Below are 26,888 nucleotides of genomic sequence, written 5' to 3' on the forward strand. Positions count from 1 at the left end.
CGGTCCTCAGCGGCGCCGCTCCACCGGCAGCGCGCAGGTGTAGACCACCAGCCGCCTGGCCTGCGGGTTGCCCTGGCCCACCCGCCGGTAGCGCTCGAGCACCTCGAGCAGCTCGGCGCGCATCGCGGTGGCCTGCTCGGCGGTCACCTGAACCGCGTGGTCCTCCAGCCCGCACACCTCCTGCCAGGTCGCGTCCCAGGAGCCGCGCTCGCGCAGCCAGCCCTGCGCCCGGTCGCCGAAGTGCCCCAGGTAGTCCATGGCCAGCCAGTCCAGGGCCTGGGCGTCGTCCTCGTCGACCGGTGCGGTCTCCGCCGAGAGCAGACCGCCCCGCTCGGGGGCGGCACGCCATACCCGGCGGCGACCGGTGCCCGTGCGCGTGTCCTCGACGAGGCCGACCTCCGCCAGCCGGCGCAGGTGGTAGGACGTGGCACCGGTGTTCGTCCCCAGTGCGGCGGCGAGGTCGGTCGCCGTGGCGTCGCCGTGCACGCGCAGCTCGGCGAGCAGCCGGCTGCGCACCGGGTGGGCGAGGGTCCGGAGGGCAGCGGGGGCGTCGGACATGCTGCCCACCCTAGCCACAGATGCACAATAAATGTGCACAATGTCGCTGCACCGAGCCGCTGGGAGGTGCTCGCAGCCCTCTGACCTGCGATGATCCCCGGTTTGGGGGCCGCGTAGAACCTCGGTAGACTTAAGGAGTTGTCCTCCCGTCCGACTACGAAGGTTTGCACCGTGCGTACCTACACCCCCAAGCCCGGCGACATCACGCGCGCCTGGCACGTCATCGACGCCACGGACGTCGTCCTGGGCCGCCTGGCGTCCCAGGCGGCGATCCTGCTGCGCGGCAAGCACAAGACCATCTTTGCCCCGCACGTGGACACCGGTGACTTCGTCATCATCATCAACGCCGACAAGGTCGCCCTGACCGGCGCCAAGCTGGAGAAGAAGAAGGCCTACCGCCACTCGGGCTACCCGGGCGGTCTGCGCGCCGAGAGCTACGAGCAGCTGCTGGACAAGCACCCCACCCGCGCGGTGGAGAAGGCGATCCGCGGCATGATCCCGAAGAACTCGCTGGGCCGCCAGCAGCTGTCCAAGCTCAAGGTCTACGCCGGCGACAGCCACCCGCACGCGGCCCAGCAGCCCGTGCCGTTCGAGATCTCCCAGGTCGCGCAGTAAGGAACTTGTGACAGACATGACCGACAACGACACCGCGCCCGAGCAGGGCGACTTCGACGAGAACGCCGTCTCCCAGTACACCTCCGAGTCGGCCGCCCCGGTCGAGGCCGCGGCCCGTCCGACGGCCTCCGCCCCCGGCGCCGGCACCGGCCGTCGCAAGCAGGCCATCGCCCGCGTGCGCATCGTGCCCGGCAGCGGCGAGTGGAAGATCAACGGCCGCAGCCTGGGGGCCTACTTCCCCAACAAGGTGCACCAGCAGATCGTCAACGAACCGCTGGTGGCCCTGGAGCTCGACGGCGCCTACGACGTGCTCGTGCGCGTCCACGGTGGTGGCCCCTCCGGCCAGGCCGGCGCGGTGCGCCTCGGCGTGGCCCGCTCGCTCAACGGCGTGGACCCCGAGCTGAACCGCCCGACCCTGAAGAAGGCCGGTCTGCTCACCCGGGACGCCCGCGTCCCCGAGCGCAAGAAGGCCGGCCTGAAGAAGGCCCGTAAGGCGCCGCAGTACAGCAAGCGCTGATCGCGGCCCGTCCCCGACGACGGCGCCCGACCCGCACCGGAGGCCGGTGGGAGCAGGTGCTCCCGCCGGCCTCCGGCGTGTGCGGCATACTGCTCTCGCAGGCCCCGAGCACGACCCTGACGAGCACGACCCGACGAGCACGACGCGCGAGCGCGCGAGGAGACGAGGCAGCATGGCACGACTGTTCGGCACCGACGGGGTGCGTGGGCTGGCCAACAAGGACATCACCGCCGAGCTGGCGCTGGAGCTGTCGGTCGCCGTCGCGCACGAGCTGGGCGGCCAGGGCGCGTTCGGCGGGCACCGGGCCACCGCGGTGGTCGGGCGCGACCCGCGGGCCTCGGGGGAGTTCCTGATGGCGGCGGTGTCGGCGGGCCTGGCCTCCGCCGGGGTCGACGTGCTGGACGCCGGCGTGCTGCCGACGCCGGCGATCGCCTACCTGACCGCCCGGATGAACGCCGAGATGGGGGCGATGCTGTCGGCCTCCCACAACGCGATGCCGGACAACGGCCTGAAGTTCTTCGCCCGGGGCGGGCACAAGCTCGCCGACGAGCTCGAGGACCGGATCTCCGAACGGGTCGGCAACGACTGGGAGCGCCCCACGGGTGCGGGGGTGGGGCGGATCCGCCCGTTCCCGGACGGCGCCGAGTTCTACATCGACCACCTGCTGCGAGCCGTGCCCGGTCGGCTCGACGGGCTGCGCGTCGTCATCGACGCGGCCCACGGCGCGGCCTCGGCGGTAGGTCCGGAGGTCTTCCGCAGGGCCGGTGCGACCGTGGACGTCATCGGTGGGGAGCCGGACGGGCTCAACATCAACGACGGCTACGGCTCGACCCACCTCGGGGAGCTGCAGGAGGCCGTCCGTCTGCGCGGCGCGGACATGGGCGTCGCCTTCGACGGCGACGCCGACCGCTGCCTGGCCGTCGACGCCGACGGCGAGCAGGTCGACGGTGACCAGATCATGGCTATCCTCGCGCTGTCGCTGCACGAGGGGGGCGACCTCGTCGACGACACCCTGGTCGCCACGGTGATGAGCAACCTCGGCCTCCTCCAGGCCATGGAGCGCGAGGGCGTCCGCGTGGTGCAGACGGCGGTGGGCGACCGGTACGTGCTCGAGGAGATGCGCTCCGGCGGCTACACGCTGGGCGGCGAGCAGTCGGGCCACGTCATCATGCTCGACCACGGCACCACCGGTGACGGGGTCCTCACCGCGCTCGCCCTCGCCGAGCGCGTCGTCTCCAGCGGCACGCCGCTGGGCCGGCTGGCCGGCGTGATGACCCGGCTGCCGCAGGTCCTCGTCAACGTCAAGGGCGTGGACAAGAACGGGGTGGACAGCGACGAGGAGGTCCTGGCCCAGGTCGCGGCCGTCGGTGCCGAGCTGGGCGACCAGGGCAGGGTGCTGCTGCGCAAGTCGGGCACCGAGCCGCTCGTGCGGGTGATGGTCGAGGCGGACACCCACGACCGGGCCCAGGCGTATGCCGACCGCCTCGCGACGGTCGTCAAGGAGCGCCTGGCGCTCTAGGGGAGCGTCAGCAGGAGGGCCGGCTCAGAGGAGAGCCGGTGCTAGGAGGACCGGCCCGCGGCGTCCTGGGCGAGGTCGTGGGCAGGTTCTCCGCCGGGCAGCTCCTCGGCCGCGGCCGAGAGCTCCTCGGCGATGTCGGCGACGAAGGCCTCGATGTCCTCGACGCCGTTGACCGGCCCGCCGGCGAGCAGCCCGTCCGCGCCGAGCAGGACGGCCGCCGGGCTGACCCCCGAGCGCAGCGCGTCGTAGACCGAGGAGCCCGGGTCCCACCACACGCCCTCCAGCCCGGCCAGCCGGGGCTCGTCCCAGGGGCGCCGCGTGTGCACGAGCTGGATGTCGAGCTCCGGGAGCCGCTGGCGCCAGCCCGGCAGGCGCTCCACCGCGTCCACGGTGCTGCCGCACCAGCAGTTGGCCAGCACCAGCAGCTGGGCGCGTCCGCGCGCCAGCTCGTGCAGGGTGCGCACCTCCTGGTCCTCGGAGAGGAGCACCCCGCGCGGGATGGGGGCGCGAACGTAGTCGAGCTCGTCCGGCACCGGCTGCGCGGCCGCCTGGTGCGTGCGCCGTGCGTGCACCGGCCGGCCGGACGGCGAGCCCAGGACGAGCACGGCCACGGTGGCCAGCGCCACCGCCAGCAGCAGCCACACGAGGTCGGTGCGGTCGTAGCCGGCGACGAGGGCGCCTGCCGCCGAGCGGCCCACCGCGATGCCCGCGGTGACCAGGGCCAGCGCCAGGAGCAGGACGTTGCGCCAGACGGTGCGCGCGTTGATCCGGTGGTCGCCGACGCGCCCGAAGCAGCCGCAGGTGGGTCGGGGGTCGAAGGTCATCGCCCGCGCCACCACGACGAGGAAGGCGGTGAAGAGTCCGAGCGCGAGGACCGCGCCCACGGCATACGTCCAGCGCCAGGGCGTGAGGAGCAGGGCCGCGGTGAGCAGCTCGACCACGGGCAGCGCACGGGGCACCAGGCGGTGCCCGAGGAAGGAGGGCAGACGCAACAACCGGATCATGTTGTCGGTCGAGCCGGGGTCGCCCAGCTTGGCGATCCCGCTGAGGACGAGGACCGCGACGAGCGTCAGCGGGGCGAGGGAGAGCGCGGTGGGCATGCCCCCAAGACTACGTGACGCATCAAGGATCAGACGACCTGCTCGAGCAGGCCGGTGTCCACGTCGTAGATGAAGCCGCCCACCCGGGCGCGGCCGTGGACGAGCGGATGGCTGGTGACCCGTCGGACGTCCTCGACCAGGGCGGCCCGTTGGTCGGGCACCACGTGGAAGTGCTGCCACCAGGCGTCCATGCCGGAGACCTCGGTGACCTTCGCGCGCAGCTCGTCCTCGGACATCTGCGCCATCGCGCAGCGGGTGTGGGGCACGACCAGGATCCGGTCCACGTTGAGCAGGTGGACGCTGAGCACGAGCGCCTCGAGGGCGGCCTCGGTGATCCGCCCGCCGGGGTTGCGGAAGATCTTGGCGTCGCCGTGGGTCAGGCCGACCAGGTGCAGCGGCTCGATCCGCGAGTCCATGCAGGTCACGATCGCCACGCCCGCCCGGGCGATGCCGTCGAAGCCGTCGAGGTCGTTCTCCTCGGCGTAGCGCACGTTGGCCGCCAGCAGGTCGGCGAAGGGGTCGGTGTCCTGGGTCGGACGGGGGGTTGTGCTCACGGCGGACCTCTCTGCGGGATGGCTGTTCTCTGGCAGGGTAGACCCGAGCGCCGCGACGGGCCGAGCCAGGTGAGGTCGCTCAGACCAGGTCGGCGCGGGTCGGCGCGGCCGCCCCCGCCCGGGCGACCGTCCAGGAGGCGCAGGCCACCGCGCGCCGCAGGGCCGGCGCGAGGTCGTCGAGGTCGGCGTGGCGCAGCCGCTCGCGGGCCTCCGCCGAGCCGAGCACCCCCGCGTCGAGCAGCCCGCTGAGCAGCCCGGCCATGAACGAGTCGCCCGCCCCGACGGTGTCGACGACCGCCACGGTCACCGGTTCGAGCTCGACCGTGACGTCCGGTCCGGCCACGTGGACGACCGCGCCGTCCCCGCCGCGGGTCACGACCACCAGGGAGGGGCTCAGCCGGCCCCAGAGCGCAGCGACCTCGTCCATGCCGACGTCGCTGCCGTAGAGCCACTCGACGTCCTCGGCCGAGGCCTTGACCACGTCGCTGCGCCCGATGCACTCCTCGATGCGGGAGCGCACCGCGTGCGGGTCGCCCATGATGCTCGGGCGGCAGTTGGGGTCGTAGGAGACGGTCGCCGTCCGGCGGGCCCGCGACATGGTCGACAGCACCGTCGAGGCGCCCGGCTCGAGGATGGCTCCGATGGAGCCGGTGTGCAGGTGGCCGACGCCGTGCAGGTCCTGGGGCGCGACGTCCCAGAGCAGGTCGAAGCTGTAGGTCGCGGCCCCGAACTCGTCCAGCAGCGCGGTCGCCGTCGAGGTCCGGGGCGCCCCGTCCGAGCCGGGGGTGAGCACGACGTCCGCGTCGAGCAGGTGCTCGCGCACCCTCCGGCCCTCCTCGTCCTGCCCGAGGTATGCCGTCAGCCGGCTGTCGTGGTCCAGGGAGGCCAGGCCGACGGCCACGTTGGCGGGCGAGCCGCCCACGTGCGAGGTCCGCTCACCCCCGCCGTGCGGGACGACGACGTCGACGAGAGCCTCGCCGAGGGTGAGCACAGCGCTCTGGTGCGGTCCGTGGGCGGTGGCGTGCTCCATACCCGTCCTCCTTCAGAGGTGAGCGTCCGGGGACAGCGGGTCGGCGATCCTGGCCACCTTGTCGAGCCGGTGGTGGGAGATGATCTCGCGGATCGTGCCGGACTTGGACCGCATGACCAGCGAGTTGGTCTTGGCCGACCCCGACCCGTACCGCACGCCGGTGAGCATCTCCCCGGTCGTGATGCCGGTCGCCACGAAGAAGCAGTTGTCGCCGGTGACGAGGTCGTCGGTGGACAGCACCCGGTCGAGGTCGTGGCCGGCGTCCAGGGCCCGCTGGCGCTCGTCGTCGTCCTTGGGCCACAGCTTTCCCTGGATGACGCCACCCATCGCCTTCATCGCGCAGGCGGTGATGATGCCCTCGGGCGTGCCGCCGATGCCGATGAGCATGTCGACCGAGGACTCCTCGCGCGCCGCCGCGATCGCGCCGGCGACGTCCCCGTCGGTGATGAAGCGCAGGCGGGCCCCCGCCGCGCGCACCTCGGCGGTGTAGCGCTCGTGCCGGGGCCGGTCGAGCATGATCACGGTCAGGTCGTCCACGAACCGCTTCTTGGCCTTGGCGATCCGGCGCAGGTTCTCCCGGATCGGCAGCCGGATGTCCACCCGGTCGGCGACGTCGTGGCCGACGACCAGCTTGTCCATGTAGAAGACCGCCGAGGGGTCGTACATCGTGCCTCGCTCGGAGACCGCCATGACCGCGATCGAGTTGTCCATGCCCTTGGCGGTGGGCGTGGTGCCGTCGATCGGGTCGACCGCGACGTCCACCCTGGGTCCGGTCCCGTCGCCGACCTCCTCACCGTTGAAGAGCATGGGCGCCTCGTCCTTCTCGCCCTCGCCGATGACGACCACCCCGTCCATGGCGACGGAGGAGATGACCTTGCGCATGGCCTCCACGGCCGCGTTGTCGGCGAGGTTCTTGTCGCCCCGGCCGACCCAGCGGCCGGCCGCCAGCGCCGCCGCCTCGGTGACGCGGACGAGCTCCATCGCCAGGTTCCGGTCGGGGAGCACCTGCTCGGTGCTCGGACGCTGGGTGGCGGGTTGGGGCGTGGTCATGACGGGACTCCTTCGTCGTCGGCGCTGCTCGTCCGCAGCCTATCGGTCCGGGGTCCGGGAGTCGCGGGCGCGGATGCGACGATGGTGGGGTGAGCGACCCCACTCCGCCCAGCAGCGACCCGCACGTCCGGGACGGGTCTGCGGGACCCGACCCCGCGGACGGCCGACGCCGGCGGCTTGCCTCCTACTCGGTGCAGAACATGGTGTGGTCGGTGCTGGCGGTGGGGGCGGTCGTGCTGGCCTGGTGGTCGCTGACCTTCAACCCCGCGGAGTCGCAGCGGCGTCCTCCCGAGGTCACCCAGACGGCGAACTACGTCGTCGAGCAGGCGCCGTGGCCGGTGTGGGTGCCCGCGCCGGGCGACGGCTGGACCCCCACGGTGGTGCTCTACGAGCCGCTCGAGGAGGTGCAGACCTGGCACATCTCCTACGTATCCCCCGACGGGGAGTACGTCGCGCTGCACCAGGCCGCTGACGTCACCGACGCGTGGCGCGCTGCGGTCCTCGGCGACGCCCGGCCGGTCGGTGAGGTCGAGCTCGGCGGCCCGGACGGTGAGCAGGTCTGGGAGGAGTACGCCGGGGAGCCGCAGGGCAACGCCGAGCACGCCTACGTCCTCGGGCCGGAGGTGACCGGCGGCACGACCGTCGTGGTGCACGGCACCGCCGACCAGGCGGAGTTCGAGGAGTTCCTCGACACGGTCCAGGCTCGCGAGTAGTCCACGGGCAGGATGCTGCTGGCCGGCTAGGAGTCCTGGTCCTCCTCGGTGTCGTCCTCGTCGGCCCCGTCGGTCGTGGCCCCGTCGGTCGCTGCTGCTGGACCCCCGCCGGCGCTGCGGTCCAGGGTCTCCTGGGCGAGGTCGAGCTTGGCCTGGCAGTGCGCGGCCAGCTGCTCGCCACGCTCCCACAGCAGCATCGACTCCTCCAGCGGCACGGCGCCGGACTCGATCCTGGCCACCAGCGCGACGAGCTCGTCGCGCGCCTGCTCGTAGGTCAGCTCGCCCACCGGCGCGGGATCCTGTGAGGTCTGCGTCATCCGGTCAGACTAACCGCCGCGGACCTCACTGACCGGGGCGCACCGGCCAGGGCGTCGAGGTGCCGATCCCCGCGGCCGGGCATAGCGTGGTCGTCGGACCGACCCCCCGAGGTCGGCAGGACGACAGGAGACCCGATGAGCGACCAGCGGCACCAGTTCAGTACCGACGAGGCGGGGGAACGGGACGAGAACCAGCCGGGGCTGCCCGACGAGCCCGCCCGGCCCGGGCCCGGGACGACACCGGGCCCCGGCGGGACGCCCGGGCCCGGACCGGAGCCCGCGCCGGGCCCGGCACCCCAGGAGCCGCCTCGGCCCAGCGAGCCGGCGCCCGCCCCCGGCGGCCCGACCCGGCCGAGCGACCCGGCCGAGCGACCCCGGCGAGCCCGGGCCGTCGCCGTCACCGGTGCCGGACGAGCCGGCGCCGCAGACCGACCCGACCCGGGACTGAGGCCTCAGGCGGGGGTGGCGACGGGGCGCACCGCGAAGTCGCCCCGGGCCACCGTCACCCGCAGCACCTCCTCGACCTCGACCTCCTCGCGGTCGCGCACGATGGACCCGTCACGGTGCCGCACCACGGCGTAGCCGCGCTCCAGGGTCTGCTGTGGGGACACGGCGCGCAGGTGTCGCACCAGTCCGGCCGTGCGGTCGCGCTCACGGTCCAGCCGGTCCTGCGCGCTGCGCCGTGACCGGGCCAGGAGCGCCTCGATCTCGGTGCGGTGCTGGGCCACGATGGCGGCGCGGTCGGCCATGACCGGGCGGCTCATCAGCGCGGTGATCCGCTCCCGCTCGGTCGCCACGCGGCGCACCATCGCCTGGCGCGCCCGGCGGCGGACGGTGGCCAGGCCCTGCAGCTCGTCGGCCACGTCCGGCACGATCGCGGCGGCGGCGTGCGTCGGGGTGGACGCCCTGAGGTCGGCGACGAAGTCGAGCAGCGGGGTGTCGCTCTCGTGCCCGATGGCCGAGACGACCGGGGTGCGTGCCTCCGCCACGGCGCGGACGAGGGCCTCGTTGCTGAAGGGCAGCAGGTCCTCGAAGGAACCCCCGCCGCGTGCCACGACGATGACCTCGACCTCGGGATGGGCGTCGAGCTCGCGCAGGGCGCCGGTGACCGCGGCCACGGTGTCGGCGCCCTGGACGGCGACCTGACGGACCTCGACGCGGGCGGCCGGCCACCGCCGGTGCACCCCCGCCAGGACGTCGCGCTCGGCCGCGGTGGCGCGTCCGGTGATCAGCCCGATCCGGGCCGGGAGGAAGGGCAGCGGGCGCTTCCGGCCGACGTCGAACAGGCCCTCGCTGCGCAGCAGCTGCTTGAGGTGCTCGAGCCGGGCGAGCAGCTCTCCCACCCCGACGTGGCGCATCTGCCGGGCCTCGAGCTGCAGCGTGCCGCGCTTGGTCCAGAAGGTGGGCTTGGCGTGGACGACGACGCGCGCGCCCTGCTGGGGCGGGGACGGCATGGCGTCGAGGGCACCGGTCGGGATGGCCACGGACAGGGACATGTCGACGTCGGTGTCGCGCAGGGTGAGGAAGGCGGTCTTCATCCCGGGTCGACGGTTGAGCTGGACGATCTGCCCCTCCACCCACAACGGGGACATCTTGTCCACGTAGTCGCTGATCTTCATCGACAGCGTGCGGACCGGCCACGGGGAGGACGCCGTCGTCTCCCGGGCGGTCGGGGGCAGCGAGGTCGAGGTCACGTGCCTAGCCTAGGGAGCGTGGACGACATCCTCGCGCAGCCGCGCCTCGTCCTCGTGCACGGCACGAGGATGGACGCCCGGCAGTGGGACCCCTACCGCCGGCTGCTCCCCGGTCTCGAGGTCGTGGCGGTGGATCTGCCCGGCCACGGCAGCCGGGTGGGGGAGCCGTTCACCACCGACGCCGCTGTGGACGTCATCGCCGACGCCGTGGAGGGCGTCGCGCGCGGCCGTCGGGTGGTGCTCGTGGGTCACAGCCTGGGCGGCTACATGGCCACCGTGTATGCCGCTCGCCGCCCGGGCCACCTGGCCGGGCTCGTGCTCGTGGGCGCCACCGCAGACCCCGCCAGCCGGCTCTCGGGCGTCTACCGCGGGTTCGCGCGGGTGCTTCCCCGGGTCGGTGCCGAGAGGATGGCACGCGTGGCCAACGGGCTCATGCGCTGGCTCGGCGCCCGCGGCGAGATCGTCGCGGCCCTCCCCGGCGGCGAGGCCTACGCGGCCCTGCCCGACGCGTGGCAGGCGGTGATGGAGGACTGCGGGCCGGGGCTCCTCGGTGACGTGGACTGCCCGGTCCTCCTCGTCAACGGCGGGCTGGACCAGATGCGCGTCCACGTCCGCCGCTACGCCGAGGCGGCCAGGGAGGCGAGGGTCGTCACCGTGCCGCACGCCACGCACCTGCTGCCGCTCACCCACCCGGACGCGCTCGCCGCACTGCTGCTGGAGGCAGCCGCGCCCGGCAGCGGCGCAGGGCCGTTGCCTACGATGGACCGGTGACCACGACCCCAGCCACCGTGCCGACCGACGTCGCGACGCCTGAGCCCGGCACGCCTGGTGCCCGGCGGGTCCTGCTGGCCGCCCCGCGCGGCTACTGCGCCGGGGTGGACCGCGCCGTGGTGACGGTCGAGAAGGCTCTGGAGCTCTACGGCCCCCCCGTCTACGTGCGCAAGGAGATCGTGCACAACAAGCACGTCGTGCGCACCCTCGAGCGTCGGGGGGCGATCTTCGTCGAGGAGACCGACGAGGTGCCCGAGGGCGCGCGGGTCATCTTCTCCGCGCACGGTGTCAGCCCGGCCGTGCACGAGGAGGCCCGGCAGCGCTCGCTGCGGACGATCGACGCGACCTGTCCTCTCGTGACCAAGGTGCACCGCGAGGCCGTCCGCTTCGCCGCGGACGACTACACGATCCTGCTCATCGGGCACGAGGGGCACGAGGAGGTCGAGGGCACCGCGGGGGAGGCGCCGGAGAACACGATCCTGGTGGAGAGCCCCGAGCACGTGGACGCCGTCGAGGTCCCCGACCCGGAGCGGGTGGTGTGGCTGTCCCAGACCACCTTGTCGGTCGACGAGACGATGGAGACGGTGCGGCGGCTGCGCGAGCGGTTCCCGGCCCTGCAGGACCCGCCCAGCGACGACATCTGCTACGCCACCCAGAACCGTCAGGTCGCGGTGAAGCAGATGGCCCGGGAGTGCGACCTCGTGATCGTCGTCGGCTCCCAGAACTCGTCCAACTCCAAGCGGCTGGTCGAGGTCGCCGTCGAGCACGGCGCCAGGGACGGCCACCTCGTCGACTACGCCGAGGAGATCGACGAGGCCTGGCTGGAGGGCGTGCGGACCGTGGGCGTGACCAGCGGCGCCAGCGTGCCCGAGCTGCTCGTGCGCGGGGTGCTGGAGCGGCTCGCGGCGCACGGCTACGAGGACGTGCAGCCGGTCACCGCCGCCGAGGAGTCGATCCTCTTCGCGCTGCCCACCGAGCTGCGCCGCGACCTCAAGACGGCCGGGCACGACGTCAAGAAGCTCCGCCACGACCCCGGCGCCCTGCGTTAGGCGGCCTCCTTGGCAGCACGAGGTTGCGGGACGGCCACGCCGCGCCCGGGCGTCGCAGGTCCTGTCGGGTCAGCCTGCCCCCGCGGCGGGATGGACAAGGTGCGGCACGCGAGGCTGTGCGCCCGATGCCGCATCCGGTGCAGGACGAAGTCCTTGTCGGTCAGGCCCCGAACGGCTCGTCCTGCCGGGGGACGGCGTCGGCCGACCGGGTCCTGCGAGCGGCGGCCTCGTCCAGGTCGTCCCTGCGCGGGGTGGCTGACTCCAGCTCGTCGGCGAGCAGCTCGGCGCTGGTCAGGGGGCGTGGCGAGGCGTCCACCGGCGGCGGCGCCTCGACCGCCTCCTCGACCAGCCCCAGCTCGTGCATGCGACGCGTGGTGACCAGCACCCGCGACTCCAGCGTGCCCACCAGGTGGTTGTAGGTCTCCACGGAGCGGCGCAGCGAGGAGCCCATCGAGCCCAGGTGGCGGCCCACGGTGCCCAGCCGCTGGTGCAGCTCTGTCCCCAGCCGGAGCAGCTGCTGGGCGTTGGCGGTGAGCGCCTCCTGCTGCCACGCCAGGGCGGTCGCCCTCAGCACGGCCAGCAGGGTGGCGGGCGAGGCGAGCACCACGCGCCGGGACTGCGCGTGGTCGTAGAGGTCGGGCTCGGCGCGCAGGGCCGCGGCCAGCACCGAGTCGCTGGGCACGAAGCACACGACGAGCTCCGGGGAGCTGGCGAAGGCGCTCCAGTAGTCCTTGCCGGCGAGGGTCTCGACGTGCCCACGCAGGGCCCGCGCGTGGTCGCGCAGCAGCCGTGCCGCCTCCTCGGCCGGGACGTCCTCGCCCTGGGCGCGCAGGTAGGCCGTGAGCGGCGCCTTGCTGTCGACCACCAGGCTCTTGCCGCCGGGCAGGTGGACAACCGCGTCCGGGCGGACGCGGGCGTCATGCCTGGTCACGGCACTGACCTGCTCGTCGAAGTCGCAGCGCTCGAGCATGCCTGCGTGCTCGAGCACCCGCCGCAGCTGCACCTCGCCCCAGGTGCCCCGGGTGCCCGAGGAGTTGAGCGCGCCGGAGAGGGCCGCCGTCTGCCGGTGCAGCGCCCTGGCCTGCTCGGCGACGTCGGCCAGCTGCACGCCCACCTCGCCGAACTGTCTGGACCGGTCGCGCTCCAGCACGTGCACCTGCTCCTCGACCCTCCGCAGCGCCTGCCCCAGCGGGGCCAGCTGGGCCGCGGACCCGCGCTCCTGCGCCAGCGCGTCCTCGAGGCCCTGGGCCTGGCGGGCCCAGCCGTCCCGCTCGGCCTCGGCGCGGACCAGCCCGGCCCTCGCTCCGGCGCGGGCGAGCGCGGCACCGACCACGGCCCCGACCGCCAGGGCCAGGACGAGGGCCACGGCAAGGAGGAGCACGACCTGCCAGGGGAGCGTCTGCATACCTGCGAGGATGCCAGCGCCCTCCGACAGGCCTGTCGCGCCGACCGCACGTGGCCCCGCCGAAGACTCCTCGACGGGTCGTGACCACATCGTGACCTGACCCGCGTTGACAGCGCCCGAACCAGGCTGCCAGAGTGAGACCGAAACATGAATCACCTTTCATGTTCGACTCAGCCACGAAGGAGTGTCCGGTGATCCGCACCCGACTGATAGCGCTCATGTCCTCTGCCGCGGTCCTGGCTGTCGCCGGGTGCGCGCCGTCGGCGACCGACACCGCCGACGAGGCGACCGGCGCCGACGGCAACGCCTCTGCCACCGCGGGCGGTGGTGAGCAGGCCGCCGGCGGCAGCGTCGACGTCGGCATCATCTACTCCGAGACCGGCCCGCTGGCCGCCTACGGCCAGCAGTACAAGCAGGGCCTGGAGGCCGGCATCGACTACGCCACCGACGGCACCGGCGAGGTGAACGGCACCACGATCCAGATCACCTACCGCGACGACGCGGGCAACCCGGACACCGCGGTGGCCGCCGCCAAGGAGCTCATCGGCGACGGCTACCAGATCCTCGGTGGCACCGTCGTCTCCGGCATCGCGATCGCGATGGCCGAGCAGGCCGAGCAGAACCAGATCCTCTACATCTCCGGCCCGGCCGCCACCGACGCCATCACCGGCGCCAACGAGTACACCTTCCGCTCGGGCCGCCAGAGCCTGCAGGACGTCGCCACCGCCGGCGCCCTGCTGGGTGAGGAGGGCGGCAAGGTGGTCGTCCTCGCCCAGGACAACGCCTTCGGCCAGGGCAACCTCGCCGCGGTCGAGGCGGTCATCGGCGCCAACGGCGCGGAGGTGGACAGCGTGCTCGTCCCCGAGGACGCCACCGAGTTCACCGGCTTCGCCCGCCAGGTGATCGACGCCAAGCCCGACCTGATCTTCGTGGCCTGGGCCGGTGCGACCGCCGGGAACATGTGGCAGTCGCTCGACCAGCAGGACGTCTTCGACGTCGCCCCCGTGGTCACCGGTCTGGCCGACAGCGCGACCTTCGGAGCCTACGGCCCGATCGGCGAGAAGATCAGCTTCCTCTCGCACTACTTCCCGGGCGCGGCGGACAACGAGGTCAACCAGGCCCTCGTGGACCACGTCAGCGAGGCCGGCGGCACGCCGGACCTGTTCACCCCGGACGGCTTCGTGGCCGGTCAGATGATTGTGCACGCCGTCGCCGAGGGCAGCGCCGACGACGTCAACTCGATGATCGGTGCCCTCGAGGGCTGGGAGTTCCAGGGCCCGAAGGGTGACTACACGATCCGCGCCAGCGACCACGCCCTGCTCCAGCCGATGTTCAGCGCCACGCTGGTCAAGGACGGGGACAGCTGGACGCCGGAGCTCATCGACACCTTCACCGCAGACCAGGTCGCGCCGCCGGAGGCGTCCAGCAAGTGACCGACGTCAGCACGGACCACGGCGCGGGGGCGGCCGACCGGGCCGCCCCCGCGCTGGAGGTCAAGGACATCTCCCTGCGCATCGGAGGTGCCCAGATCCTGCAGGACGTCAGCTTCTCCGTCCCTACGGGGCAGATCGTCGGCGTGATCGGACCGAACGGCGCGGGCAAGACCACGCTGTTCAACCTGGTCTCCGGTGTGATGACGCCGACCTCGGGGTCCGTCCACCTCGACGGGCAGGACATCACCGGGCGCTCGATCACCCAGCGGGCGACCGCCGGGCTCGGGCGCACGTTCCAGACCTCCTCGCTGTTCGCGGGGTTGTCCGTGGAGGAGAACGTCCGCCTCGCGGCCCAGGTCAAGGAGGGCGGTGCGCTGTCGCTCACCTCCTTCCCGCGTCGCGGCGACGCCGCCTCGACCAGGGCCCGCGAGCTCCTCGACGAGGTCGGCCTGAGCAGCCGGCTCGGTCGACCCGCGGGGGACCTGCCCCACGGGGACAAGCGCAAGCTGGAGATCGCGATGCTGCTGGCCGCCGACCCCTCGGTCGTCCTCCTGGACGAGCCGATGGCGGGCGTCGCCTCCGGTGACGTCGAGGGCCTCACCGAGGTCATCCGCAGCCTGCACCGCGACCACGGCCGCACGGTCCTGATGGTCGAGCACCACATGGAGGTCCTCATGGGCCTCGTCGAGCGCGTCGCGGTCCTGCACTTCGGCCACCTGCTCACCATCGACACACCGGAGGCCGTCATGGCCGACCCCACCGTCCAGAGCGCCTACCTCGGGGAGGCGGTATGACGTCCGCTCCCGTCCTGCGCGTGCAGGACCTCCGGGCGGACGTCGCCGGGCAGCAGGTCGTCGAGCACGTCGACCTCGAGGTCACGCCGACCGGCGTGACCGCCCTGCTGGGCCGCAACGGCGTGGGCAAGACCTCCACGATCAAGGCCGTCATGGGCCTCGTCGGGCGCAGCGGCACGATCGAGCTGGACGGCCAGGACATCAGCACCCTGCCGACCTACCGGATCGCCGGGCTGGGCGTGGGCTACGTGCCGGAGGACCGCGAGGTCTTCTCCGCGCTCACCGTCAGCGAGAACCTCAGGCTCGCCGAGCGGCGGGGCAGCGAGCACCGCTACGACCTCGTCTACGAGCTCTTCCCCGAGCTGAGCGAGCGTGGCCAGCAGGCGGCCGGCACGCTCTCGGGCGGTCAGCAGCAGATGGTCTCGCTCGCGCGCGCCCTGCTCAACGACAATCGCGTCCTGCTCGTGGACGAGCCGACCAAGGGCCTGGCGCCGCGCCTCGTCACCGAGGTCGCGCACGCCCTCGCGCGCGCCGCCGACGTGGTCCCCGTCCTGCTCGTGGAGCAGAACCTGCAGGTGGTGCGCGACCTGGCCAGCACCGTCGTGGTGCTCACCGACGGCCGCAGCGTCCACCACGGCGACGCCTCCTCCTTCCTCTCCGACCCCGTCGCCACCCAGCGCCTGCTGGGCGTGCACGGCGGCAAAGACCCCGCTGGAGCCGTATGAGCACCGTCGTCCTCCTCCTGATCACCGGGATCGGGCTCGGAGCCATCTACTTCCTCGTCGCCTCCGGCCTGTCCCTCATCTACGGTCTGATGGGCGTGCTGAACTTCGCCCACGGCGTCTTCCTCACCTTCGGCGCGTTCCTCGGTTGGGAGGTCGCCCGCGTCGTCGGGGCGGCCACCTGGCCGGCGTTCCTCGCCTCCCTCGTGGTCGGCGCCCTGGCCGGCGCGGTCTTCGCCGCGCTCACCGAGCGCTTCCTCGTGCAGCGCCTCTACGAGCGGCACATCGAGCAGATCCTCATCACCGTCGGGCTCGGGCTGGCCGTCGTCGCGCTCTTCGACGGCATCTGGGGCACCGACGCCCGGTTCATCACCGGCCCGCCCTGGATGGCGGAGACCACGCGGGTCGCCGGCGCCAACGTGCCCAACGACCGCTTCGTGGCGATCGGGGTCGCGACCCTCGTCCTGCTGGCGATCGTGCTCTTCCTGAAGTACACCCGCTACGGCATGATCATCCGCGCCGGTGTCGAGAACCGCTCCATGGTGACCGCCCTGGGCATCGACGTGCGGACCGCGTTCACGCTGATCTTCACGATCGGTGGCGCCGCGGCCGGGCTCGGTGGCGTCCTCGCCTCGCACGCCTTCGGTTACGTCTCGCCGATGCTGGGACAGACCCTGCTGATCTTCGCCTTCATCGTGACGATCATCGGCGGCCTGGGGTCGCTGACCGGTGCCGCGGTCGCCGCCGTGGTGGTGGCGCTCATGCAGCAGTTCGCCAACTACTACCTGGGGGGCACCGGCGACTTCGCCGTGGTGATCCTGCTGGCGGTGGTCCTGCTGGCCAGACCGTCCGGCCTGATGGGGAAGAGGGTGGCGGCATGACCGGGCGGACCGGGTCGACGAACGCTCGCACGCTGCTCCCCGGGGTGGTCGCGCCGGTGGGAGTGCTCGTGCTGCTCGCCTGCCTGCCGCTGCTCGACATCACCATCCCGGGCGTCCTGCCCGGCGCCACCTACACGCCGGGCACCCTGCACCTGCTCGCCCTCGCCTGGGTGATGGCGGCGGTCGCGCTGTCCTACCACCTGCTCTTCGGCGTCGCCGGCCTGCTCAGCTTCGGCCACGCGCTGTACTTCGGCTTCGGCGCCTACGGGCTCGGCATCGTCATGGAGCAGCTCGGGCTCGGTCTCCTTCCCGCAGCCCTCGTGGTGGTGGTCGCGGCGGTCGTCATGTCGGCGCTGCTCGGTGCCGTCAGCCTGCAGGTGACCGGCATCCCGTTCGCCATGGTCACCCTGGCGTTCGCCCAGGCGGGCTCGGTCCTGGTCCGCCGGGACCCGGGCCGCCTCACCGGCGGCGAGGAGGGTCTGCGGCTGCCGACCGAGTTCGTGCCGGACTTCTTCATAGGCGTGTTCAACACCCGCAACGTCTACTGGCTGGCGCTCGGCGTGCTCGCGGTGAGCTACCTGTTGACCAGGTGGGTGCAGAACTCGCGGGCCGGGCACGTCGCCGCGGCCGTCCGGGAGAACGAGCTGCGGGTCCAGGTCCTCGGCATGCGTCCGTTCCTGGTCAAGCTCGCCATCTTCGTGGCGGCCTCCGTCATCGCCTCGATGGTCGGCATGGTGCACCTGCTGCTCAACTCCGGAGCCATCCCGAACGTCATGAGCGCCGAGTTCACCATCTCGCTGCTGCTGATGGTCGTCCTGGGCGGGGTCGGGTCCCGCTGGGGCGCGGTCGCCGGCGCGATCCTCTACGTGCTGCTGAACCAGCGCCTCACCGTGCTCGCCTCGGCGGGCTGGGTGGACGGGCTGCCGGCGGTCCTGCGCATCCCGCTGTCCGAGCCGCTGTTCATCCTCGGTCTGCTGTTCGTCCTCGTCGTGCTCTTCCTGCCCGGCGGGCTCGCCGGTACGGTGGCCAGGATCGGTGCGCGTTCGCGGGCACGGGGCGAGCGTCGCGGCGGGAAGCGCTCCCACGGACCGGCCGGGCCCGCGGACGACGCGGGCGCCCTGGACGAGCGGGAACGGCTGGAGGTCACATGAGCGGCATCCACGGGCCGGTCGACGGGCTGCACACCCTCGGCCGGTGGCCGGCCGACCGGGCGCGGCTGGCGCCCCAGCGGGTCGCGATCCTCGATCGCGGTGTCGAGCTGACCTACGGGCGGATGGAGGCGCGGATCGAGCGGCTCGTGGAGCATCTGCGCACGGCCGGCGTGCGGCGCGGGGACCGGATCGCGACCCTGGTCGGCAGCTCCAGCTGCCACGTCGTGCTGTTCTTCGCGTGCGCGCGGGTGGGTGCAGCCCTGGCCCCGCTCTCCTGGCGGCTCACCGCCCGAGAGCTGGCCCGCCAGGTGGACCTGCTCGCACCGGTGCTCCTCGTCACTGAGGACGAGACCTCCGGGCTGGCCCGCGAGGTCCTGGGCAACCTGGCGCGCCGGGTGCCGACCGTACCGCTGACCGGGATCGACGCGACCGGCGTGCCCCGGGTGCGTGAGCAGGGGCCGGTGGAGGCGGTCCAGGACGAGGACCCGCTCCTCGTGCTGTTCACCTCCGGCACCGGCAGCGCCCCCAAGGCGGCGGTGCTCTCGCACCGGGCCTGCTACTGGACCAACCTGTCCCTGTCCCGCACCGTGGAGCTGGGGGAGGACGACGTGGTGCTCGCGGTGATGCCGCAGTTCCACGTCGGGGGATGGAACATCCAGCCGCTCCTGGCCTGGTGGACCGGTGCCACCGTCGTGCTCGAGCGCTCCTTCGACGCCGGCCGGGTGCTCAGCCTGGTCCGCGAACGAAGGATCACCACGATGATGGGTGTCCCCACGCAGTACCTCCGGCTCGCCGAGCACCCCGCCTTCGCGACCGCCGACCTGAGCAGCCTGCGCAGAGCGATCGTCGGCGGCGCCCCGATGCCCGCGCCGCTGCTGCGCACCTTCCACGGCCGCGGCGTCAGCCTCGTGCAGGGCTACGGCCTGACCGAGGCCGGACCCAACGTGCTCTGCATACCTCCCAGGGAGGCGACCGCGCGCGCGGGCTGGGCCGGCGTCCCCTACCCCCACGTCGACGTGGCGCTCGCGGCACCCGCGACCGGCGAGCGGATCGAGGGCCCCGGCACCGGTGAGCTGCTGGTGCGCGGTCCGGGGGTGTTCAGCGGCTACCTGCACGACGAGGCGGCCACCCGCGCGGCCCTGCGCGCCGGCTGGCTGTCCACCGGTGACGTCGCCACCCGCGACGAGCACGGCTACCTGCGCATCGTCGACCGGCTCAAGAACATCTTCATCTCCGGGGGGGAGAACGTCGCGCCCGCCGAGGTCGAGGCCGTGCTGCTCACCCACGCCGGCGTCGAGCAGGCCGTGGTCGTGGGCGTGCCGGACGAGCGGTGGGGGGAGCGGGGCGTGGCGCTGGTCGTCCCGCGAAGCGGCGTCGTCACCGACGAGACCGAGCTCGTCGAGCACTGCCGCGAGCGGCTGGCGGCGTTCAAGGTCCCCGTCGCCGTCCACCTCGTCCCCGAGCTGCCGTCGGTGTCGGTCGGCAAGATCGCCCGCCAGCAGGCGCTGCACATCGCGCTCGCGGCCCAGCAGGCGAGGTCACGGTGACACAGACCCGCGCGACGGCCGACCGCACCCCACGCACCGCCCGCGGAGCCCGCACCCGGGCCCGCCTGCTCGAGGCGGCCGAGGACGTCTTCGCCACGGTCGGCTACCACGACGCCTCGATCGTGAAGATCACCGAGCGCGCCGGGGTGGCGCTGGGCACCTTCTACGTGCACTTCCCCGGCAAGAAGGAGATCTTCGACGAGGTCGTCCACGACCTGTCCCAGCGGGTGCGCCAGGCGATGAGCGAGGGCGCCCGCCGCGGCCGCGACCGGATCGAGGCCGAGCGCGAGGGCTTTCGCGAGTTCTTCCGTTTCACCGCTGCCCACCCGGCCCTCTACCGGATCATCAGGCAGGCCGAGTTCGTCTCGCCCGAGGCGATGCGCGCCCACTACGAGGCGATCTGCAGCGGCTACGCCGCAGGTCTGGAGAGCGCCCGTGCAGCGGGGGAGATCCGGGACGTCGACCCCACCGTGACCGCCTGGGCGCTCATGGGTGCCGGCGAGCTCATCGGCATGCGGTGGGTCCTCTGGGACGGCGCGGGCCGCATCGACCCTGGCGTCTTCGAGGGGCTCATGAACCTCATCCAGGGGGCGCTCGAGCCGCCGGCGGCACCGACCGACCACGACAGAGAGGACAGCACGACATGACACGCACGGCACTGGTCACCGGAGGGGACAGCGGCATCGACGCCCTGGTGTCAACCCTGGCCCCTGACGACGCGGCGACGGTGACCGGGGCGTCGTACACCATCGACGGAGGGTGGAGGGCTCGGTGAGCACGCCCACCACGCTGCCACCGTCCGTCGGGCAGGTCGTCGGGCCCCGCTACCGGGAGGTCGAGGTGCCGGTGCGCGGCGGTGACCTGCACGTCGGTGTCTGGGAGCCCGAGGGTGGTGGTCCGGCGCCGCCGACGGTGCTCGCCGTCCACGGCATCACCGCCTCGCACGTCGGCTGGGCCGAGCTGGCCCGCCAGCTGCCCGGGGTGCGGATCGTCGCGCCCGACCTGCGCGGCCGCGGCCGGTCCAGGGACCTGCCCGCGCCCTACGGCATGCCGACGCACGCCGACGACGTCGCGGCCGTCCTGGACCACCTGGGGGCCGGACCGGTCGTTGTCGTCGGCCACTCGATGGGGGGCTTCGTCTCCCTCGTGCTCGCCGACCGGCACCCGGACACGGTCTCCTCCCTCGTCCTCGTCGACGGGGGTATGCCGCTCCTCCCGCCTCCGGGCGTCGCGCCGGACGAGATGGCCGGGCTGGTCCTGGGACCTGCTGCGGAACGTCTGCAGATGACCTTCCCGAGCCGCGCCGCCTACCGCGACTTCTGGCGGGAGCACCCCGCGCTGGGACCGGGGTGGACCGACCTCACCACCGCCTACGTCGACTACGACCTCGTGGGCGCCGAGCCCGAGCTGCGACCCGCCACGCGGGTCGCCGCGCTGGGGGAGGACATCCGCGAGCTCGTCGACGGCGACTCGGTGCAGCACGCCCTGGATCACCTGCGGCGTCCGGCGACCTGGCTGGTCGCGCCCCGCGGGCTGATGGACGAGGTGCCGCCGCTCTACCCCGACGCGGCCCGCGACCTGTGGACCGTGCGCTATCCCGCGGTGCGCATGGTGCCGGTGGAGGACGTCAACCACTACACGGTGATCATGCTCGCGGAGGGCGCCGCCCAGGTGCGTCCGCACGTCGTCGAGGCGCTGGGTGAGGCCCGGTAGACTCCTGACCCCGTGGCCCTCTCCATCGGAATCGTCGGACTGCCCAACGTCGGCAAGTCGACGCTCTTCAACGCGCTGACCAAGAACTCCGTGCTCGCCGCGAACTACCCGTTCGCCACGATCGAGCCCAACGTCGGGGTCGTCCCGCTCAAGGACGCCCGGCTGACCCGGCTCGCCGAGATCTTCGGCAGCGCCCGGATCCTGCCGGCGACGGTCAGCTTCGTCGACATCGCCGGTATCGTCCGCGGCGCGAGCGAGGGGGAGGGGCTGGGCAACAAGTTCCTCGCCAACATCCGCGAGGCCGACGCGATCTGCCAGGTGGTGCGCGCCTTCGGCGACGACGACGTCGTGCACGTGGAGGGCAAGGTCTCCCCGAGGGACGACATCGAGACGATCAACACCGAGCTGGTGCTGGCCGACCTGCAGACCCTCGAGAGCGCGGTCCCGCGCCTGGAGAAGGAGGTCAAGGGCAAGAAGACGCCCAAGGAGCTCCTCGACGCGGCGGTCGCGGCCCGCACTGTCCTGGAGCGCGGGGACACGCTCTACGCCGCGGGTGCCGAGGCAGGCGTCGACCCGGTCCTCGCCCGCCAGCTCGGGCTGCTCACCACCAAGCCCTTCCTCTACGTGTTCAACCTCGACGAGGACGGGCTCACCGACGAGGCGCTGCACGAGGAGCTCGCGGCCCTGGTCGCGCCCGCCGAGGCGATCTACCTCAACGCCAAGCTCGAGGCCGACCTGGCCGAGCTGGAGGACGAGGAGGCGCGCGAGCTGCTCGAGTCCGTCGGCGTCGAGGAACCCGGGCTGGAGCAGCTGGCCCGCGTCGGCTTCGACACCCTCGGGCTGCAGACCTACCTCACGGCCGGTCCCAAGGAGTCCCGCGCCTGGACGATCCGCAAGGGCTGGACCGCGCCGCAGGCCGCGGGGGTCATCCACACCGACTTCGAGCGTGGCTTCATCAAGGCCGAGGTCGTCTCCTTCGAGGACCTGGACGCCGCCGGCTCGATGGCGAAGGCCAAGGAGGCGGGCCGGGTGCGCATCGAGGGCAAGGACTACGTGATGAACGACGGTGACGTGGTGGAGTTCCGCTTCAACGTGTGAGCGTGTCCTCCGTGTCCGGTTCGTGGTCGGGTCGTTCGGGAGCAAGGACTCGACCGTCGAGAAGGTGGACCCCTCCCGCCATACCTGCGCCTTGACCTGCACCGACGGGACCAGAGCCGCGCCCACGTCGCCACCGGGGCACGACTCGGAGACAATCGAGGCATGAGCGATGTGGTGAAGGTGCGGACTGCGGCCTAGGGCGTGTCTCCAATATCTCGGGTGAGGCTCGCGTCAGTATCGGTGGGTGAGTTCTTCGAGGAGTCAGTCGTTGTCCGATGCGCACTGGGAGCGGATCGAACCGCTGCTGCCTTCGAATGCCGGTCGGCGGGGTCGCCCGTTTGGTGACAACCGTCGGGTGGTGGAGGGGATCATCTACCGTTACCGCACTGGGATGCCCTGGCGCGACCTGCCTCGCGAGGTCTTCGGACCGTGGCAGACCGTGTGGAAGCGGCACCGTCGCTACGCGGCTGATGGGACCTGGGACCGGGTGCTCGCTCAGATCTTGACCGAGGCCGATGCCGCCGGCAAGGTCGACTGGACGGTGTCGGTGGATGCCACGATCAACCGTGCCCACCAGCACGGCACGAACACGACCCGCCCCGAGCAGGACACAGGGGGCTCGATCGAACTACACGAATCTGCCGCCCGGGTTCCTTGCCAGCTCTCTGGGCGGTGAGCGAGAACCTGCAGGTCACGGGATCGGTCGCTCTCGTGGTGGGCTGACCACCAAGATCCATGCCGCGGTCGATGGCCATGGTCGTCCGTTGGCGTTGGTGGTCACCGGCGGGCAGCGTAACGACGGGGCGATGCTGGCCGAGGTACTCGCTGACATTCGGGTTCCGCGCCCGGGTCCGGGACGTCCCCGGACCCGGCCCGAGGCGGTGGTCGCAGACCGTGCCTACACCAGCGGCGTGAACCGGGACATGCTGGCTGGCCGCGGGATCAAGGCAGTCATCCCGCAGAAGACCACCGAGATCACCGCTCGCTTACGCAAGGGCTCAGCAGGCGGTAGACCCCCGGCCTTCGACGCAGATACCTACAAGGACCGCAACGTCGTGGAGCGCTCCTTCAGCGTGACCAAACAGTGGCGAGGCCTAGCCACCCGCTACGACAAGCTCGCCATCACCTACCGGGCAGCCGCGATCCTCCAGACCTGCATACGCTGGCTACGCCTATTGGTGTCAGCGGCGCTTGAAAACTAGGCAGTAACGGCGCTCGAAGAGTGGACACCCCAACCACGATTGGAGAGTGATCACTATGGAGGACTGGGCGCTGATCCGCAGGCTGGCCCGTGAGGGTGTGCCGAACGCTGCGATCGCCAGGAAGCTGGGCATCTCGAGGACCACGGTGCTCAACGCCGTCGCCTCGCAGGGGCCACCGAAGTACGAGCGGGCCAGCGGCCCGACCTCGTTCACCCCGTACGAGGCACGGGTGCGGGTGCTGCTCGCGGATACCCCGGACATGCCCGCGACCGTGCTCGCCGAGCGGGTCGGGTGGACCGGCTCGATCCGCTGGTTCCGGGACAACGTGAACCGGGTGCGGGCCGACCACCGCCCGATCGACCCGGCGGACCGGTTGACGTGGGCGGCCGGGGACGTGGCGCAGTGCGACCTGTGGTTCCCGCCGCGCAAGATCCTGCTCGAGGACGGCAACCGGGCGCTGCTTCCGGTGCTGGTGATGACGCTGGCGTACAGCCGGTTCATGCTCGCCCGGATGATCCCGACCCGCAAGACCGCCGACCTCCTGCTCGGCATGTGGTCGCTGCTGTCGCAGGTCGGGTACGTGCCCCGCCGCCTGATCTGGGACAACGAGGCCGGGATCGGGCGAGGGAAGCTGACCGAGCCGGCCGCGGTGTTCGCCGGGACCCTGGCCACCAAGATCGTGCTGCTGCCACCGCGGGACCCGGAGTCCAAAGGGGTGGTCGAGCGGCGCAACGGCTTCTTCGAGACCTCGTTCATGCCCGGCCGGCACTTCGAGTCCCCGGCCGACTTCAACGCCCAGCTCACCGACTGGCTGGGCACCGCCAACGCGAGGATGGTGCGCACGACCAAGGCGAGACCGGTCGACCTGCTCACCGCCGACAAGGAGAAGATGACACCGCTGCCGCCGGCCCTGCTCCACCTGGGCTGGCGCAACCACGTCCGCCTGGGCCGGGACTACTACGTGCGCGTCGACACCAACGACTACTCCGTCCACCCCACCGCGATCGGTGCCCGTGTGGACGTGGCCGCCGACCTCGACGTCGTCCGCGTCCGTCACGGCGGCCGCCTCGTGGCCGAGCACCCTCGCCGGTGGGCCCGCTCGATGACCGTCACCGACCCCGCCCACGTGGCCGCCGCGGGCGACCTGCGCCGCGCCTACCAGCACCGTGACCAGGTGCTGCCCGACGAGCACGAGGACCTGGTGCGGGACCTGGCCGACTACGACCGCGCGTTCGGCCTCGACACCGCAGGAGGCACGCTGTGAGCACCAGGACCACCGCCAGGACGACGCCGGCGACCGAGGTGCTCAAGCAGATCACCCACCTCGCGGCCGCGCTCAAAGCACCACGCATCACCGAGTCCGCGGCCCGGTTGGCCGAGCACGCCCGCGACGCCGGATGGACCCACGAGGACTACCTCGCCGCCGTCCTCGAACGCGAGGTCGCCGCCCGCAACGCCTCCGGCGCCCAGCTGCGCATCCGCGCCTCCGGGCTCCCGGCTGGCAAGACCCTGGAGGACTTCGACTTCGACCACCAACCCACCGCCCGCACCCCGATCCAGGCCCTGGCCTCCGGAGCCTGGCTGACCGAGCACCGCAACGTCGTCCTGCTCGGCCCACCCGGGACCGGCAAGACCCACCTGGCCGCGGCCCTGGCGGTCACCGCCGCCCGGCAGGGGCACCGGGTGCTGTTCGCCACCGCCAGTGAGTGGGTGACCCGCCTGTCCGAGGCCCACCAGCGCGGCCGGCTCGACGCCGAGCTGACCCGGCTGCGGCGCTACCCGTTGATCGCCGTGGACGAGGTCGGCTACCTCCCGTTCGCCCAGGACGCCGCGAACCTGTTCTTCCAGCTTGTCTCCTCACGGTACGAGCACGCCTCGCTCATCCTCACCTCGAACCTGCCGTTCAGCTCCTGGGCCGGCGTCTTCGGCGACCAGGTCGTCGCCGCCGCGATGATCGACCGCATCGTCCACCACGCCGACGTCATACCCCTCAAAGGCGCCTCCTACCGACTGCGCGACCGAGGAATCGACACCCTGCCCAGCATCAAGGCCGAGCAGGGCGCACTAGACTGAAACTGTCCACTTTTCGACCGCCGAAACTGTCCAGTTTTCGAGCGCCGTCGACAATTGGGAGACACGCCCTAGCTGGCGCGGGCGATAGAGCGCCGGTCGAGCGTGATCGAGGTCGATGGCGTGATCACCGGGTCCCCGATGATCACGCTCCCACCAGGGACGACCCTCCGCGGAGGCACGCTCCGCTTCGGCGCCCGGGGCGTGCGACTGACCTCCGACAACACGCTGGAGGGCATCACCATCGAGGTCCCCCTCCAGGAGGCCGCGATCCTCAACGCCACGTCCGTGGAGGACCTCGGCACGCTCGTCCTGCGCAACGTGAGGACCCGCGGGCAGGTGGCGCTCCTCGCCCAGGATCGCGTGCGCGCCGGCCGGATCCGTGCCGAGGGCGTCCACGTCGCGGCCGCTGACGTGCGCGGCCGGTTCGACCGCCCGCACGGCTTCGGAGTGGATGCGCTGCAGGGGGGCGTTCACCGTATGGAACCGGCAGGGCGACCGGGCGGTGGAGCTGACCGCCGAGCTCCTGGACATCTCGGCGGGGACGGCGGCGGAGCCGGTGCGCGGTAGCGGCGTCTTCGTCGGTGGTCACGGTGACTGGGACGGGAAGGCAGCCGGCGGCACCGTCCTGGTCGACGAGCTCCGGACCGGCGAGATTCATGCCGACGGCGGCATCGCGGAAGGCACGCCGGACCTGATCTCCGGAGGCGTGTTCGTGATCAGCGGGGCGCGCGTGGACCGCGTCGTCTGCGCCGGACCGGTGACGACCTACGGGCAGAACGACATGGCGTTGGACAACTGGGGCAGGGTCGCCACGTGGACCGCCACGGCGCCGGTGGCCTCCCACGGGCCGAGCGGCATCGGAGTGGTCAACTTCGGCGACATCGGCATCCTCGACGTGCAGGCGTCCATCACCACGACCGGCAAGGGTGCCCGTGGGTTCAACCACTACGACGGCAGCCTGCGGGAGGCACGCTTCACCAGCATCCAGACGACCGGCGACGGGTCGATGGGGATCCAGGTCAGCAAGCCGCTGGGCCACCTGGTCGTGACCGGGGATGTCACGACCAGCGGCGGCGAAGGTCTGAGCCTGGTCAAAGGTGTGCAGGTCACGCTCCAGGCGGTCGCGCTCAGTGTGAAGGCCGGCGGTGTCGTGGATGAGGTCCGGATCGGCGGCCGGCTGGCCACCACGGGAGAACGGGTGACGACCCTAGAGGTCGACGGCCTGGTCCGTTCGTTCGCCGTCGACGGCGGTATCGAGGCGTCCGGGGAAGGATCAGACGCGGCGCACGTCGCCGACGGTGGGGCAGAGCTCGACGGGATCGCGATCACCGCGAGGCACGGCGAACGCGTGCGCATCCTGTCGAGCGGGTCCTAGGTCTGCT

28 protein-coding genes are annotated in these 26,888 nt (G+C 72.3%); 20 read left to right on the forward strand and 8 right to left on the reverse strand.

Features of this window, described 5'->3' with window-relative positions; all coding sequences use genetic code 11:
• Positions 1-6: 6 nt before the first annotated feature.
• Complete coding sequence (locus DV701_RS17075) at positions 7-558, reverse strand: ArsR/SmtB family transcription factor (protein ID WP_114930112.1); 552 nt, start codon at positions 556-558, stop codon at positions 7-9.
• A gap of 171 nt (positions 559-729) precedes the next feature.
• Here DV701_RS17075 and rplM point away from each other — a divergent pair, with 171 nt between their 5' ends.
• From rplM to glmM, 3 genes are all read left to right on the forward strand, one after another.
• Positions 730-1,173 (forward strand): 50S ribosomal protein L13, encoded by a 444-nt coding sequence (gene rplM, locus DV701_RS17080; RefSeq protein ID WP_114930114.1) that lies wholly within the window; start codon positions 730-732, stop codon positions 1,171-1,173.
• 16 nt (positions 1,174-1,189) lie between these two features.
• Positions 1,190-1,690, forward strand: a complete 501-nt coding sequence (gene rpsI / locus DV701_RS17085; RefSeq protein WP_114930116.1) for a 30S ribosomal protein S9 — start codon at positions 1,190-1,192, stop codon at positions 1,688-1,690.
• 172 nt (positions 1,691-1,862) lie between these two features.
• The gene (glmM, locus tag DV701_RS17090; RefSeq protein ID WP_114930118.1) at positions 1,863-3,209 is read left to right on the forward strand and encodes a phosphoglucosamine mutase; all 1,347 of its coding nucleotides are present in this window, start codon (positions 1,863-1,865) and stop codon (positions 3,207-3,209) included.
• 41 nt (positions 3,210-3,250) lie between these two features.
• Here glmM and DV701_RS17095 read toward each other — a convergent pair whose 3' ends face one another.
• From DV701_RS17095 to glpX, 4 genes are all read right to left on the reverse strand, one after another.
• Positions 3,251-4,309 (reverse strand): MauE/DoxX family redox-associated membrane protein, encoded by a 1,059-nt coding sequence (locus DV701_RS17095; RefSeq protein WP_114930120.1) that lies wholly within the window; start codon positions 4,307-4,309, stop codon positions 3,251-3,253.
• A gap of 29 nt (positions 4,310-4,338) precedes the next feature.
• A complete protein-coding gene (locus DV701_RS17100) occupies positions 4,339-4,863 on the reverse strand; it encodes a beta-class carbonic anhydrase (RefSeq protein WP_114930122.1) in 525 nt (174 codons plus the stop codon).
• A 79-nt stretch (positions 4,864-4,942) separates the two neighbouring features.
• Complete coding sequence (locus DV701_RS17105; RefSeq protein ID WP_114930124.1) at positions 4,943-5,893, reverse strand: carbohydrate kinase family protein; 951 nt, start codon at positions 5,891-5,893, stop codon at positions 4,943-4,945.
• Between the two features lie 12 nt (positions 5,894-5,905).
• Positions 5,906-6,943, reverse strand: a complete 1,038-nt coding sequence (gene glpX / locus DV701_RS17110) for a class II fructose-bisphosphatase (RefSeq protein WP_114930126.1) — start codon at positions 6,941-6,943, stop codon at positions 5,906-5,908.
• Between the two features lie 89 nt (positions 6,944-7,032).
• Here glpX and DV701_RS17115 point away from each other — a divergent pair, with 89 nt between their 5' ends.
• Positions 7,033-7,656, forward strand: coding sequence for a DUF4245 domain-containing protein (locus DV701_RS17115; protein WP_114930127.1), 624 nt, complete (start codon positions 7,033-7,035; stop codon positions 7,654-7,656).
• Between the two features lie 26 nt (positions 7,657-7,682).
• Here DV701_RS17115 and DV701_RS17120 read toward each other — a convergent pair whose 3' ends face one another.
• Both DV701_RS17120 and xseA read right to left on the reverse strand, forming a co-directional pair.
• Positions 7,683-7,973, reverse strand: a complete 291-nt coding sequence (locus DV701_RS17120; protein WP_114930129.1) for an exodeoxyribonuclease VII small subunit — start codon at positions 7,971-7,973, stop codon at positions 7,683-7,685.
• Positions 7,974-8,425: 452 nt separating this feature from the next.
• Positions 8,426-9,667, reverse strand: a complete 1,242-nt coding sequence (gene xseA, locus DV701_RS17125) for an exodeoxyribonuclease VII large subunit (protein WP_114930131.1) — start codon at positions 9,665-9,667, stop codon at positions 8,426-8,428.
• 18 nt (positions 9,668-9,685) lie between these two features.
• Between xseA and DV701_RS17130 the strand changes: the two genes are divergently transcribed.
• Together DV701_RS17130 and DV701_RS17135 are read left to right on the forward strand one after the other, a co-directional pair.
• Entirely contained in the window at positions 9,686-10,438 is a 753-nt protein-coding gene (locus DV701_RS17130) for an alpha/beta fold hydrolase (protein WP_228255096.1), read from the forward strand.
• A 17-nt stretch (positions 10,439-10,455) separates the two neighbouring features.
• Positions 10,456-11,487 carry a 4-hydroxy-3-methylbut-2-enyl diphosphate reductase gene (locus DV701_RS17135; protein ID WP_202863745.1) on the forward strand — a complete coding sequence of 344 codons (1,032 nt, stop codon included), beginning with the start codon at positions 10,456-10,458 and terminating at the stop codon, positions 11,485-11,487.
• Between the two features lie 160 nt (positions 11,488-11,647).
• On the opposite strand, the gene DV701_RS17140 is transcribed toward DV701_RS17135, so the two are convergent.
• Positions 11,648-12,892, reverse strand: a complete 1,245-nt coding sequence (locus DV701_RS17140; protein ID WP_114930134.1) for a DNA recombination protein RmuC — start codon at positions 12,890-12,892, stop codon at positions 11,648-11,650.
• Positions 12,893-13,110: 218 nt separating this feature from the next.
• Between DV701_RS17140 and DV701_RS17145 the strand changes: the two genes are divergently transcribed.
• From DV701_RS17145 to DV701_RS17205, 14 genes are all read left to right on the forward strand, one after another.
• A complete protein-coding gene (locus tag DV701_RS17145; RefSeq protein WP_114930136.1) occupies positions 13,111-14,325 on the forward strand; it encodes a substrate-binding domain-containing protein in 1,215 nt (404 codons plus the stop codon).
• Positions 14,322-15,119: an ABC transporter ATP-binding protein gene (locus DV701_RS17150; protein WP_114930138.1), complete on the forward strand. Its 798-nt coding sequence runs from the start codon at positions 14,322-14,324 to the stop codon at positions 15,117-15,119. The genes DV701_RS17145 and DV701_RS17150 overlap by 4 nt, the downstream gene beginning before the upstream one ends.
• Positions 15,116-15,844, forward strand: a complete 729-nt coding sequence (locus tag DV701_RS17155; protein ID WP_114930140.1) for an ABC transporter ATP-binding protein — start codon at positions 15,116-15,118, stop codon at positions 15,842-15,844. The genes DV701_RS17150 and DV701_RS17155 overlap by 4 nt, the downstream gene beginning before the upstream one ends.
• Positions 15,841-16,722 (forward strand): branched-chain amino acid ABC transporter permease, encoded by an 882-nt coding sequence (locus DV701_RS17160; protein ID WP_114930142.1) that lies wholly within the window; start codon positions 15,841-15,843, stop codon positions 16,720-16,722. Before DV701_RS17155 ends, DV701_RS17160 begins: the two co-directional genes overlap by 4 nt.
• Positions 16,719-17,873: a branched-chain amino acid ABC transporter permease gene (locus DV701_RS17165; RefSeq protein WP_114930144.1), complete on the forward strand. Its 1,155-nt coding sequence runs from the start codon at positions 16,719-16,721 to the stop codon at positions 17,871-17,873. The genes DV701_RS17160 and DV701_RS17165 overlap by 4 nt, the downstream gene beginning before the upstream one ends.
• Positions 17,870-19,420 (forward strand): class I adenylate-forming enzyme family protein, encoded by a 1,551-nt coding sequence (locus tag DV701_RS17170; RefSeq protein ID WP_202863572.1) that lies wholly within the window; start codon positions 17,870-17,872, stop codon positions 19,418-19,420. Before DV701_RS17165 ends, DV701_RS17170 begins: the two co-directional genes overlap by 4 nt.
• Positions 19,417-20,067, forward strand: coding sequence for a TetR/AcrR family transcriptional regulator (locus DV701_RS17175; RefSeq protein WP_114930146.1), 651 nt, complete (start codon positions 19,417-19,419; stop codon positions 20,065-20,067). Before DV701_RS17170 ends, DV701_RS17175 begins: the two co-directional genes overlap by 4 nt.
• Positions 20,068-20,191: 124 nt before the next feature.
• Positions 20,192-21,133, forward strand: a complete 942-nt coding sequence (locus tag DV701_RS17180) for an alpha/beta hydrolase (RefSeq protein WP_228255097.1) — start codon at positions 20,192-20,194, stop codon at positions 21,131-21,133.
• 12 nt (positions 21,134-21,145) lie between these two features.
• Positions 21,146-22,231, forward strand: a complete 1,086-nt coding sequence (ychF, locus tag DV701_RS17185; RefSeq protein WP_114930148.1) for a redox-regulated ATPase YchF — start codon at positions 21,146-21,148, stop codon at positions 22,229-22,231.
• A gap of 244 nt (positions 22,232-22,475) precedes the next feature.
• Positions 22,476-23,433, forward strand: a protein-coding gene (locus tag DV701_RS17190) for an IS5 family transposase (RefSeq protein ID WP_202863574.1) whose coding sequence is annotated in 2 segments (ribosomal slippage) — positions 22,476-22,844 and positions 22,846-23,433 — 957 coding nt in all. Because the reading frame shifts where the segments join, the coding sequence is not laid out codon by codon here.
• 55 nt (positions 23,434-23,488) lie between these two features.
• Positions 23,489-24,697: an IS21 family transposase gene (istA, locus tag DV701_RS17195; protein ID WP_114930150.1), complete on the forward strand. Its 1,209-nt coding sequence runs from the start codon at positions 23,489-23,491 to the stop codon at positions 24,695-24,697.
• Positions 24,694-25,506 carry an IS21-like element helper ATPase IstB gene (istB, locus tag DV701_RS17200; RefSeq protein ID WP_114930152.1) on the forward strand — a complete coding sequence of 271 codons (813 nt, stop codon included), beginning with the start codon at positions 24,694-24,696 and terminating at the stop codon, positions 25,504-25,506. Before istA ends, istB begins: the two co-directional genes overlap by 4 nt.
• A gap of 102 nt (positions 25,507-25,608) precedes the next feature.
• On the forward strand, positions 25,609-26,073 hold the full coding sequence (locus DV701_RS18570) for a hypothetical protein (protein ID WP_202863576.1): 465 nt from the start codon (positions 25,609-25,611) through the stop codon (positions 26,071-26,073).
• On the forward strand, positions 26,009-26,881 hold the full coding sequence (locus tag DV701_RS17205) for a hypothetical protein (RefSeq protein WP_202863577.1): 873 nt from the start codon (positions 26,009-26,011) through the stop codon (positions 26,879-26,881). Before DV701_RS18570 ends, DV701_RS17205 begins: the two co-directional genes overlap by 65 nt.
• Positions 26,882-26,888: the final 7 nt, after the last annotated feature.

This window comes from Ornithinimicrobium avium (genome assembly GCF_003351765.1).
Taxonomy (GTDB): Bacteria; Actinomycetota; Actinomycetes; order Actinomycetales; family Dermatophilaceae; genus Ornithinicoccus; species Ornithinicoccus avius.